Source organism: Gemmobacter aquaticus, assembly GCF_007859075.1.
Lineage (GTDB): Bacteria > Pseudomonadota > Alphaproteobacteria > Rhodobacterales > Rhodobacteraceae > Gemmobacter > Gemmobacter aquaticus.
Genome location: NZ_VOAK01000011.1, coordinates 814365 through 826703, shown reverse-complemented (window position 1 = coordinate 826703; position 12339 = coordinate 814365). Strand labels below are relative to the sequence as shown.

The following is a 12339-nucleotide window of genomic DNA, read 5'->3' as shown; positions in this document are numbered from 1 at the left end:
CCCCATGCCGGCAAGCAAGCGATCACGCGCGACATCAGCGGTAGAAGAGATGCGATCCGATGGCTGCGGTCCGGTCATGACGATGCATCCAGCGGGGACGCACCCGCACCGTATGGAAGTAGATCGCCCCATTGGTCAGCAGACGCGGCGCGCCGTCGAGCGCCAGCCGGGCGATCTTGCCCGCGCGCTCCCATGCTGTGCGTTCGCTGACACGATCGGACTTGCCATCGCAGGTAAAGGAGAACTGGCAGCCCTTCTTGCCGCCCTGATGCACCACCCGGCACACGGTCGTGGGGTAGTTCGGACTTTCGGTCCGGTTCAGGATGACCTCGGCCACCGCGAACTGGCCCCGGATCGTCTCGCCCCGCGCCTCATGATAAATCGCATTGGCCAGACATTCCCAATCGTCATCCCCCTTGGCGGCAGGCAAACCGTCAAGGAACCCCTCTTCATAGCGGATAGTGATCTGCGGGGTCGCGGGCCCCTCGGTCAGGGCTGGCGGTCGACCAACCCCTGCCGGCGTCGCAAGTGCGGCAAGGCGCATGGCGCCGACTGCCTGATACTGCTCTTCTGAACCGGCGCTGACGCCGGTGATCTCATAACCTTGGCGGACCGTCACATCTGCGAGGGCCGCGCCAGTCAGGACGAACACGGCCACGGTGGCCGCCGTCCAGATTTGTCGCAAGCACATGGCGTCGTTTCCCGGCACTGTCCCAGCGTCGTCGCACCGGACTTCCCGGACGGATCATCTCCGATCGACGACAGGCGGGGCGGATACGCCTGACAGGCCGGGGGTGTAAAGCCTTGACCCGGCACCGATTCGACGATGCAACCGATTTCGGCGAGTTACCGCCGATCTTCTGCATGAAAAATGCAAGTCCAAAGATTGGTAAAACTGCGAAATCGACGATGATCCGCCGCTATCTTTCGCATATATCGCAGGTTTCAACCCTTGGGTTCAGTCAGCGCCAGATGCGCTGCCGCAAGACGAGCCTGCGGCACGCGATAGGGCGAACAGCTGACATAGTCGAACCCGGCATTGCGGCAAAAGGCGATTGATTCGGGGTTGCCACCATGCTCACCGCAGATCGAAAGCGTCAGTTTCTCGCGCGTCTTGCGCCCACGCTCAGCCCCGATCAGCAGCAGCTCTCCCACCCCGTCAACGTCAAGGATATGGAACGGATCCTCGGGGAAGACACCCTCTTGCACATAGGTGTTCATAAAGCGCCCGGCATCGTCCCGTGACAGGCCATAGGTCATCTGCGTCAGATCGTTCGTACCGAAGGACAGGAAGGAGGCGTGTTGCGCAATCTCGCCCGCACGCAGCGCCGCGCGCGGAGTTTCGACCATGACTCCCAGCCGATAATCGAAGCTAACGCCCGATTTGGTCCGCACCGCCGCCGCAAGGGCGTCGATCCGTGTCTTGACCAGCTCGACCTCGCGCCGGGCCGAAACGAGCGGGATCATGATTTCAGGCACCACCGGATCACCGGCACGCACGGTTTCGACCGTCGCCTCAAAAATCGCACGGGCCTGCATGTCGTAGATTTCGGGCAGAACGATCCCAAGCCGCACTCCCCGCATGCCTAGCATCGGGTTGAACTCGGCCAGCGCCTCGGCGCGTCGCGTCACCTCGGACAGCGGGCGGTCCAGCGCCTCGGCCAGCTCTCGCAGCCCCTCGCGCGAATGGGGCAGAAACTCGTGCAGCGGCGGGTCGAACAGGCGGATGCAGACCGGAAGCCCACGCATGATCTCGAAAAGCTGCCCAAAGTCGGCGCGCTGCATTGGCAAGAGACGTGCAAGAGCGGCGGCCCGGTCCGTCGAGGTATCGGCGAAGATCATCTCGCGCATGACGACGAGGCGGTCTTCGTCAAAGAACATGTGTTCCGTCCGGCAGAGCCCGATGCCCTCGGCGCTGAAATCGCGCGCGGTTTGTGCGTCGGCAGGTGTATCGGCGTTGGCACGGATGCCGATATCGCGCACCTCATCAGCCCAGGCCAGCAGTTGCCGGAACGCCCCGTCCTGTGCCGGGGGCAGCATCTCGGCTGCACCGACAAGCGCCTCGCCGGTCGTGCCGTCAATGGTGATAATGTCGCCCTCGTTGAACACCCGCCCATCCCGCGTCACAAGCCTGCGGTCCTTGGCATCCAGCCGGATGTCCGAAGCCCCGACGATGCAGGGCAGCCCCAGGCCCCGCCCGATAACGGCCGCGTGGCTGGTCATGCCGCCGCGTTCGGTCAGGACCGCGACCGCCGAATGCATGCCCCGGATATCCTCGGGCGCCGTCTCGCGCCGCACAAGAATGCAGGGCTCCCCCCGCGAGGCGCTGGCCTGCGCGGCCTGCGAGCTGAACACGATGCGCCCTGTCGCGGCACCCGGACTTGCCGCGATGCCACGGGCAAAGACATCACGGGGACCGCGCGGATCAACCTGCGGGTGCAGCAGTTCCGAAAGGGCGCGGGGCTCGACCCTGAGCACGGCCTCGGATTGCGTAATGATGCCATCCTTGGCCAATGCCACAGCGATCTTGAGCCCTGCACGCGCCGAGCGCTGCACCTTGACCGCATCCAGCACCGACAGACGGCCGTCCTCAATGGTGAATTCGATCTGCATCTCTTCCCGCAGGCGCCCGCGGCAGGCGGCACCGTGGCGAATAAGCTCGGCAAAGACCTCGGGCGCAAGCTCTTCAAGCGAGGCCCCACGGGGGTCGCGTGTCAGATAGATCGCATCGCCCTTGGTCAGCGCGTCGCGCCCCTGGCTCTGCCCCAGATAGCGGCCCTTGACCTTGGGATCGCCCGTAATCGGATCGGCGAACTGTATGACACCGGAACCAGAGATCCCCTGCCCGATGCCCTGCGCCATCTTCTGCACCACGAGTCCGAGCGCGGCCTCGGAGGGCGCACCCTTGGCCTGCCGCAACAGGCGCGCGGTCGTCCCCTCCCAGGCACGAGACATTGATCGCAGCACATCAGCCAGTTGCCGTGCCGGGTCCTCGGGGAAAGGCTCATCCATCTCCTGCTGGAAGCTGCGCAGCGCCTCGCGCAGACCGGTTGCATTGGGCTCCAGCCCCTCAAACGTGTCGGGGTCGAGGCGCGCCACGTGGATCGCATACCCCTGCACAAAGCGCAGATAGAGCGCGTCCGCTGCAGCCTGCCCATGCGTGCGTGCCAGATGATCATGGCGGGCGGTGTTGAAGCCGACGTTGAGAATGGTCGCAGGTCCCCCCCAGTCGGGGTTCTCGGGGCTCGGTCGCACCGAGACCAGCGGCACGTCGCCAAAGTGACCAAGTATGCCCGCGCAGTCGACCATCTGACCCGCCGCAATCGCGCGCACGGTCGAGGCCGGCAGTGCGACCGTCTCGGGCACCGGAAGCTCCAGCCGGACCAGACGTTGCAGGCATTTCGCCCGCCAACCGTGGCGTGCCGGATCAATCTGCGCCGACGGCGAGATGACAGTGAAATCGGTCAGGAACTCGGGTTTCTGCACTGCGGCACCTTTTCGTGTTGCGGGCAGGATAGACAGATCACGCTGCGGCGCAAGCGACGGATTGAGCAAAGGGGGCGCTCGCGCCCCCTCTTGTCCTCGCGGACAATTCACCCCCTGAGGATACTTCTGAAAAAGAGAAAGTACGCAGCCGACTTCTTCTTTTCGAAAGTATCCTCGGGGGTGAGGCGCGGCACGCGCCGAGGGGGCAGACAGCCCCCTTCACCAGCGGTTCAGTGTATCCCGCGGCGGATTCCCCGGATCATCAGCCAGACCGCTACGATCACCGGCACCACAAGGATGGCTGTCAGCGCCTCTTTCGACAGGTGCAGGGCCTTGGCCAGCGGATAGCCTGCATAAGAGGCAAGGCTCACTGCATAGTAACTGATCGCAACGACCGACAAGCCCTCGACGGTGTGCTGCAGCCGCAGTTGCAGCGCGGCGCGCTGGTCCATGCTTTCCAGCAGGCTCTGGTTCTGGGCACTCCGCTCCACATCAACGCGGGTGCGCAGCAACTCGGCCGCGCGGGCGGCGCGCTCTGACATGGTCTTGAGCCGGGCTGCCGTCGATTTCACCGTTCGCATGGCCGGATCATAGCGGCGCATCATGAACTCGCCAAAGGTCTGCCGCCCCTCGACCCGCTCTTCGCGCAGAACTGAAATCCGCTGGTTCACGATGGCCTCATAGGCCTCTGTCGCGCCAGACCGGAAAGAAAAGCGGACGGCAAGCGCCTCAAGCTCGGCCGAGATCGCCAGAAGGTCGTGCAGAACGGCCTCGGCAGAGCGATCCTTGGCGTCAAGGCTGCTGACCAATGCGGAAAGCCGGGGGTCAAGCGCGTTGAGCCGCGACGACAGCTCACGCGCCCGGCTGAGGCCCAGCATGGACATGGCCCGATAGGTCTCGACCTCGCACAAGCGCTGCACGATCCGGCCGATGCGGCGCTGGCCAATGCCGGGCTGCACGAAAACGGCAAAGCGCATATGCCCCGCCGGATCGACCCGGAAGTCACCCGCGACAATCGCTGCACCATCGACAACCGAGGAGACCGCAAGGCTTTCGGCAACGAACCAGCTGTCGATGCGTTCGGCTACCTCGGCCAGCGTCTTGGGCATCGGTTCCACCCGGATCAGCACTGAAACAAGGCGCCTGCCGGGGGCGTCCGCAATCCAGTCAGCCGGAAAGACCTCGGCCTCGATGGGATCAAAAGGCCGCGCGGACAGGCCCGGGCTGAAGGCCGAATAGGTCACGAATTCGGTATGGCTTTCCCATTTCAGCTCCGCCCGGCCGATGGGCGCGGAAAAATGCGTGGCATCCGGCTGCGGATGGCCTGCGCCATAGCGGTCGAGCAAAGCCAGAAGGTGCGCCCGATCGGCCTGCCGGTCCCGGTTATGTGCATCCGAAGGCTCTTTGATGGCGACATAGGCGGCCATGCAGGGAGCGGTCAGCGCCGGAAACGGGCGTGCGTGCAGTTCATTGACCAAGGCATAGCGCAGGGGGTGGTCGTCAATCAGGCTCATGGCGGCTCGTCGGGTATTCCAGTCAGGTGAAGGCCTGCACGATAGCGGCTGATGTGATGGAATCTGCCCGCAAATCAGCGCCTTGCTGGTATGCGCAGGGATACTTGCAATTGTGCAACATCATCCGCATCCAGCGAAAAGGCCCCGGATCTCTCCGGGGCCTTGCGATTGTTCTGTTTCCCCCGATCACTCGATCATGGGCAGGAGTGCATCGATGCTCTTCTTGGCGTCGCCATAGAACATACGGGTGTTTTCCTTGTAGAACAGCGGGTTCTCGATACCGCTGTATCCCGTGCCCTGGCCACGTTTCGACACGAAGACCTGCTTGGCCTTCCAGCATTCCAGAACCGGCATGCCGGCGATGGGGCTGTTGGGGTCTTCCTGCGCCGCCGGGTTCACGATGTCGTTCGAGCCGATGACGATCGCAACATCCGTTTCGGGGAAGTCCTCGTTGATCTCGTCCATCTCCAGCACGATGTCGTAAGGCACTTTCGCCTCGGCCAAGAGAACGTTCATGTGCCCGGGCAGACGGCCCGCCACCGGGTGGATGGCGAAGCGGACGTTCTTGCCCTTGGCGCGCAGCTTGCGGGTCAGTTCCGACACGCTTTGCTGCGCCTGCGCCACCGCCATCCCATAGCCGGGGATGATGATGATGCTGTCGGCATCGTTCAGCGCCGCGGCCACGCCATCGGCGTCGATCGCGATCTGCTCGCCCGTCACCTCCATCGCGGGACCGGTCGTGCCGCCGAAGCCGCCGAGGATCACGCTGATGAAGCTGCGGTTCATCGCCTTGCACATGATGTAGCTCAGGATCGCACCGGACGAGCCCACCAGTGCGCCAACCACGATCAGCAGGTCGTTCGACAGCGAAAAGCCGATGGCCGCTGCCGCCCAGCCCGAGTAGCTGTTCAGCATCGACACCACCACCGGCATGTCGGCGCCGCCGATGCCCATGATCAGGTGGTAGCCGATGAAGAGCGCGGCCAGCGTCATCACGATCAGCGCCAGCGTCGAGCCCGTCTGAAGATAGACGACCAGCAGCACCAGCGAGATCAGCGCCGCACTTGCGTTCAGCACATGCCCGCCCGGAAGCTTCTTGGCCTTGCCATCCACCTTGCCCGCAAGCTTGCCAAAGGCGATGACCGAGCCGGTAAAGGTGACCGCACCGATGAAGACGCCAAGGAAGGTCTCGACCCGAAGGATCGCGATCTCGGCCCCGGTCTTGTGGGCGACGACACCGGCAAAGCCCTCAAGTGCGGCACGTGCGGCCTCATCCATGCCGGCGATGCGGATCATCTCGATATGGGTGTTGAAGCCGATGAACACCGCCGCAAGACCGACCAGGCTGTGCATCGCCGCCACCAGCTGCGGCATCTCGGTCATCTGGACGCGCTGCGCCACGACCCAGCCGATGGCCCCGCCCACCGCGACCATCACGACCGAGATCAGCCAGTTGTCCGCGCCGGGGCCGTAAAGCGTCGCCAGAACCGCCAGTGCCATGCCGAAAATGCCGTACCAGACCGCGCGCTTGGCGCTTTCCTGACCCGACAGCCCGCCAAGGGACTGGATGAAGAGAACCGCTGCAACCACATAGGCGGCCGTGGTAAATCCGTATTCCATTCTGCGGCGCTCCCCTTACGACTTCTGGAACATGGCGAGCATGCGCCGGGTGACCATGAAGCCACCGAAGATGTTGATCCCGGCCATGAAGACCGACAGGGCGGCAAGGATCACGACCAGCCAGTTGCCCGACCCGATCTGCATCAGCGCCCCAAGGATGATGATCGACGAAATCGCATTCGTGACCGCCATCAGCGGCGTATGCAGGCTGTGGCTGACGTTCCAGATCACCTGGACGCCGACATAGACCGACAGCACGAAGACGATGAAGTGCGACATGAAGCTTGCCGGCGCATAAAGCCCCGCCAGCAGGATCAGCGCACCGCCCACGACCAGCATCCCCACCTGATTGCGGGTCTGGGTCTTGAAGGCCGCCACTTCCTGCGCACGCTTCTCTTCGGGCGTCAGCTCCTTGGGCTTTTCCTTCGGCTTCTGCGCGGCAATCGCGGCCACCTTGGGCGGCGGCGGCGGATAGGTCACCGCGCCTTCATGCGTCACCGTCGCGCCGCGGATCACGTCGTCTTCCATGTTGTGGAAGATCACGCCGTCCTTCTTGGGCGTCAGATCGGTCAGCATGTGGCGGATGTTGGTCGCGTAGAGCGTCGAGGCCTGCGCCGCCATCCGGCTGGGGAAGTCGGTATAACCCACGATCGTCACGCCATTGTCGGTGACAATCTTCTGGTCCGGCACCGTCAGGTCGCAGTTGCCGCCGCGTTCCGCCGCAAGGTCAACGATCACGCTGCCCGGCTTCATCATCTGCACCATGTCCTCGGTCCAGAGCTTGGGCGCAGGACGGCCGGGGATCAGTGCGGTGGTGATCACGATGTCGATATCGGGGGCCAGCTCGCGGAACTTCTTGAGCTGTGCCTCGCGGAACTCAGGGGACGACGGCGCTGCATAGCCACCCGTCGCCGCGCCATCCTGCACCTGATCGGCGAAATCCAGATAGACGAACTCGGCGCCCATCGACTCGATCTGCTCGGCCACTTCAGGACGCACATCGAAGGCGAGCGTAATCGCGCCGAGCGACGTCGAGGTGCCGATGGCCGCCAGACCCGCCACACCCGCGCCGACGATCAGCACCTTGGCCGGGGGCACCTTGCCCGCCGCCGTCACCTGACCGGTGAAGAAGCGGCCAAAGTTGTTACCGGCCTCGATCACCGCGCGGTAGCCCGCGATATTGGCCATCGACGACAGCGCGTCCATCTTCTGCGCCCGGCTGATGCGCGGCACCATGTCCATGGCAACCACCGTCGCACCCTTTTGCGACGCGGCCTCCAGCAGTTCGGGGTTCTGCGCCGGCCAGAAGAACGAGATCAGCGTCTGTCCGCGCCGAAGCATGTCCACCTCGGACATCTCGGGGCCGCGCACCTTGACCACAACCTCGGCCGCATCGAACACAGCCTTGGCCGACGGCAGAACCTCTACCCCCGCCTTGGCATAGGCCTCGTCCGAAAACCCGGCCTTCGCCCCAGCCCCGCTTTCAACGACGCAAGTGTGACCAAGCTTCGCAAGCTGCAGCGCAGAATCAGGCGTCAACGCAACCCGGTTCTCGCCCTCGAATATCTCTCTCGGTGCCCCGATCTTCACGAGTTCTCCCCCGTCCAGTGGCGCCTTGTGGCGCGTATTGTCCCTTGCCCGTTTCCGGGCGCATGCGAATTGCTAAACATCACGCAAGAAAATTTCAAAGCATACTTTCTGCTACGCAGCAATATTTCCCCAGCGTTTTTGTCATATCCACCTGCGCACCCTGCGTGCCCAGTCATCGAAATCCTGTCCAAAGGTCGTACGCAGGCGGTCTTCCTCTGCCAGGATGAAGCGCATGGTCACCAATTTGACGAAACCCGCGGCGACCAGAATACCAATAGGCGCGCCGATCCAAAGGGCCAGCGACAGAATCATGATGACATTGCCGAGATAGATCGGATTGCGGCTGATCTCGAACACGCCCGAGGTCACCAGCTTTGACGGTTGCCCCCTCGGGTTCAGCGTCGTCATGGCCCGCCGCATCTGCGCCACTGCCGTCGCAAATATCCCAAGACCGACGACCAGAAGCACGATACCGCCCATGGGCGAGCCCTGCAAATTCAGCAAAGCCGTCGAGGCGCCGGTCAGGGCCAGCGCCAAAACGAACCATGCCTGAGGCCAATCGAGCGCGCGTTTCACCCTTTGGGGCACTCCTGTTACCGGTCGCAGGCGGCATATTCCGCGTGATTTGCGACTTTGCAACCGGTAACAGCGCCGCGAGAATAATTCATGTTCCGTGATTTGCGCGGCGAAGGTTCCGTTGCGTCAGCTTGTACCCTGGCCTTGCACCTGCCTGCGCCCCGTCGCAGGCTGTTCGCATTGGGAGGACCGGCACATGACCACCGATTTCAGCGCGACGCGCGCATTGTTCGATCTGCCGCAGGGCGTGATCTATCTAGACGGCAACTCGCTTGGTCCGTTGCCCAGGGCGACCGCGGATCGCGTCGCGCGCACTGTGACCGAAGAATGGGGCCAGATGCTGATCACCGGCTGGAACCGCGCTGGCTGGATGGAGATGCCGCGCCGCCTGGGCGACCGGATCGGCCGATTGATAGGGGCAGAGCCCGGACAGGTTGTTCTGGGCGACACGCTGTCGATCAAGGTTTATCAGGCGCTGGCCTCTGCCCTTGAGATGCGCCCCACGCGCAAGGTCATCCTGTCAGATACCGGGAACTTCCCGTCAGACCTCTATATGGCAGAGGGGCTGTGCCGGACACTTGGGCCCGACTACAGCCTGCGGACCGTCGCCCCCGAGGCGGTCATGGATGCGCTGGACGACAGCATCGCCGTCATGATGATCACCGAAGTGGACTATCGTACCGGTCGGCGGCATGACATGGCCGCGCTGACCGCCCGCGCCCATGAGGTGGGGGCGCTTGCGGTCTGGGATCTGGCGCATAGCGCGGGTGCCTTGCCGGTCGAGGTGGCAGCAGGTGGCGCCGACTTTGCAGTGGGCTGCACCTACAAATACCTGAACTCCGGCCCCGGCGGCCCGGCCTTCATCTATGTGGCCCCGAGGAATGCCGGTGTCGCGCGACCTGCGCTCTCGGGCTGGCTTGGCCATGAAGCGCCCTTTGCCTTCGATCTCGACTACCGCCCCGGCGCAGGGATCGAACGGATGCGCGTGGGCACCCCGCCCATCCTGCAACTTGCGGCACTCGAGGCCTCGCTCGACATCTGGGACAGGGTGGAGATGGCCGACATCCGTGCGGCCTCTCTGGCGCTGACGGACCAGTTCATTGCCGGGGTCGAGGCCACCTGCCCCGATCTGGTTCTGGCCACGCCGCGCCCGCATGCGCAGAGGGGCAGCCAGGTCAGCTTCCGCCACCCCGAGGGTTATGCGATCATGCAGGCGCTGATTGCTCGGGGGGTGATCGGCGACTTCCGCGCCCCCGATATCCTGCGCTTTGGCTTCACACCCCTGTTCATCGATAAAGAGGACGTCGCACGCGCGATCGAGATCCTGAAAGAGGTGATGGATGGGCGACTGTGGGATCGTGACGAATACAGGACGCGCGCCCGCGTGACTTGATGGCCAAAGAGCGGTTTGCGCCTGCGAGGGCCGCTGAAATGTGGCCCTCGCGCATGATTCGGGAATCTTTTCGTGACTGGACCGGGCAACGGCTCTTGGGATATTCCTGACTTCATGTAGGTATGCGAAGATATCCACAGGATTGCGAAGGAGTGATTTGAGATGCTGCAAAATGTTCTGGGCCTCGTTCTGGGCGGCGTGCTGCTTGTGGCGCTTCCGGCCTGCGTGCCCAGCGACCCGTCGCTGACCGGCGCAACGAAGACGCCGCAGGCAACTGTCAAGCAGCCCTCTGCGTCTGACTTCGAGAATGCCTACGTCGCCCGCCAGGACGGAACCTTCGTGGTCCCCGCGGTGCCTGAGGAGCAAGTGCCGCCGCAACTGCGCCGCCAGCTGGTGAAATTTGAGACCGACGATCCGGTCGGCACCATCATCATCAACCCGTCGGCCAAGACGCTGCATCTGGTGACTGCGCCCGGCAAGGCCATGCGCTATGGCATCGCCGTCGGCAAGGATGGCTTCCAGTGGGCGGGTGAGGCGCTGATCACCGACCGCAAGCACTGGCCCACCTGGACACCGCCGAAAGAGATGATCGCCCGCAAGCCTGAGCTTGCCAAATGGGAGAAAGGCCAGCCCGGCGGCCCGACCAACCCGCTTGGCGCCCGCGCGCTGTACCTGACCACCAACGGGCGGGACTACGGGTTCCGAATTCACGGGACGCCTGAATGGCAGTCGATCGGGCGCAACGCGTCGTCTGGCTGCTTCCGCATGATCAATCAGGACGTGATGGACCTTTATGATCGCGTTCCGAATGGCGTGAAGGTCGTGGTGCTGAACGCCGATGGTTCGCGTCCGACCCGTCTGATTCTGCCGCCCCCCGCACCTGTGAAGAAGGCGGTCGCCAAGTCGACACCCAAGCCGGTTTCGCCCGGCGCGCCCGCACCCGGATTCCCGGTGATGACGGCACCGATCATGACACCACCGGCCATCGGCACCCCTGCCGCACTCGGCACGCCGCAGGCACTGACCCCGGCTGCACCGCAACCTGCGGCACCTGCTCCGGCAGCGGCTACTCCGGCGGCACCTGCGGCAACGCCCGCGGCTCCGGCTGTTGCACCGACTGCGGCGGCGCCGGCACCTGCGGCGGCCTGCGTACCCTCTGCCGGCCAACCCTGCCTCTGAGCGGATCCAGGACATGACAAAGGGGCGATGCATGGCATCGCCCCTTTTGCTTTTCAGTACCGTCTCTCAGGCGGCGTGACGCAGCCCAGTCGCCCAATCGCGCGCCGCACGCCCGAAAGCCTCAAACAGCGGGCGCGAGACAGGGTCGCCGCAGGCATTCCACTCCGGATGCCATTGCACCGACAAGGTGAAGCCCGGTGCATCGCGCACGAAAATTGCCTCTGGCGTGCCATCGGGTGCCTGACCGTCAATCACGATGCGCGGCCCCGCGCGGTTGATGCCCTGACCGTGCAGAGTATTGGTCATCACCTCTTCCGCGCCCATCAGCCGCGCAAAGACACCGCCCGGAGTGAAGCGTACCGGATGGCGCAGGGCAAACTTCTCTTCCAGCGAGCCATCAGGCGGCATGCGGTGGTTCATCCGTCCGGGTAGATCGCGGATTTCCGGATGCAAGGTGCCGCCAAGGGCCACGTTCACCTCTTGAAAACCCCGGCAGATGCCAAGGAAGGGCTGGCCGCGTTCTACACAAGCGCGGATCAGTGGAAGGGTGACAGCATCGCGGGCGCGCTCAAACGAACCGTGGGCAGGGGTTTCCTCCTCGCCGTACTCATTGGGGTGCACGTTGGGGCGGCCACCGGTCAGCAGAAAGCCGTCACACATCGACAAGAGCTCGTTCACGCACACAAAGCGCGGATCGGCCGGTATGATCACCGGCAGGCATCCCGCAACCTGAGCCACCGCCTCGGAATTCATCGTGCCCCCGGCATGCACGGGGTAGGTGTCGTTCAGCATGCTCATGTTGCCAATGATGCCCACGACGGGGCGCCGGGAAGTATTCGTCATTGCGTCATCCATCCGTTACGGATGAATTTACGGTGCAAACGACCCGTTTTGAAGCAAAAACCCTGCGCACTTCGGTGCATCGGCGCAGGGTCTGCCCGCAATAGCAGCGCAGGTCGCTGGTCACGCCCGCTTGATTTG

The 12339-nt window shown here is 63.9% G+C and carries 9 protein-coding genes; 2 read left to right on the top strand and 7 right to left on the bottom strand.

Translation table 11 applies throughout. The annotated features are described in order from the left end of the window. Nucleotides 1-34: 34 nt before the first annotated feature. The 6 genes from FQU74_RS06175 to FQU74_RS06150 form a co-directional block, all read right to left on the bottom strand. Nucleotides 35-691 carry a cell wall hydrolase gene (locus FQU74_RS06175; protein WP_146285533.1) on the bottom strand — a complete coding sequence of 219 codons (657 nt, stop codon included), beginning with the start codon at nt 689-691 and terminating at the stop codon, nt 35-37. A 254-nt stretch (nt 692-945) separates the two neighbouring features. Beyond that, nucleotides 946-3486 carry a putative PEP-binding protein gene (locus tag FQU74_RS06170; RefSeq protein WP_146285532.1) on the bottom strand — a complete coding sequence of 847 codons (2541 nt, stop codon included), beginning with the start codon at nt 3484-3486 and terminating at the stop codon, nt 946-948. Between the two features lie 230 nt (nt 3487-3716). After that, nucleotides 3717-5000, bottom strand: coding sequence for a DUF3422 family protein (locus FQU74_RS06165; RefSeq protein WP_146285531.1), 1284 nt, complete (start codon nt 4998-5000; stop codon nt 3717-3719). Between the two features lie 186 nt (nt 5001-5186). Then, complete coding sequence (locus FQU74_RS06160; RefSeq protein WP_146285530.1) at nt 5187-6620, bottom strand: NAD(P)(+) transhydrogenase (Re/Si-specific) subunit beta; 1434 nt, start codon at nt 6618-6620, stop codon at nt 5187-5189. A gap of 15 nt (nt 6621-6635) precedes the next feature. Continuing rightward, entirely contained in the window at nt 6636-8210 is a 1575-nt protein-coding gene (locus FQU74_RS06155) for a Re/Si-specific NAD(P)(+) transhydrogenase subunit alpha (RefSeq protein WP_146285529.1), read from the bottom strand. Between the two features lie 141 nt (nt 8211-8351). Next, nucleotides 8352-8786 carry a methyltransferase family protein gene (locus FQU74_RS06150; RefSeq protein WP_158635544.1) on the bottom strand — a complete coding sequence of 145 codons (435 nt, stop codon included), beginning with the start codon at nt 8784-8786 and terminating at the stop codon, nt 8352-8354. 196 nt (nt 8787-8982) lie between these two features. On the opposite strand from FQU74_RS06150, the gene kynU reads away from it, so the two are divergent. Together kynU and FQU74_RS19685 are read left to right on the top strand one after the other, a co-directional pair. Then, complete coding sequence (gene kynU, locus FQU74_RS06145; protein ID WP_146285527.1) at nt 8983-10179, top strand: kynureninase; 1197 nt, start codon at nt 8983-8985, stop codon at nt 10177-10179. Between the two features lie 162 nt (nt 10180-10341). Further along, nucleotides 10342-11358, top strand: a complete 1017-nt coding sequence (locus FQU74_RS19685) for a L,D-transpeptidase (RefSeq protein ID WP_146285526.1) — start codon at nt 10342-10344, stop codon at nt 11356-11358. A 66-nt stretch (nt 11359-11424) separates the two neighbouring features. Here FQU74_RS19685 and FQU74_RS06135 read toward each other — a convergent pair whose 3' ends face one another. Then, nucleotides 11425-12201, bottom strand: coding sequence for a gamma-glutamyl-gamma-aminobutyrate hydrolase family protein (locus FQU74_RS06135; RefSeq protein WP_170246197.1), 777 nt, complete (start codon nt 12199-12201; stop codon nt 11425-11427). Nucleotides 12202-12339 lie beyond the last annotated feature (138 nt).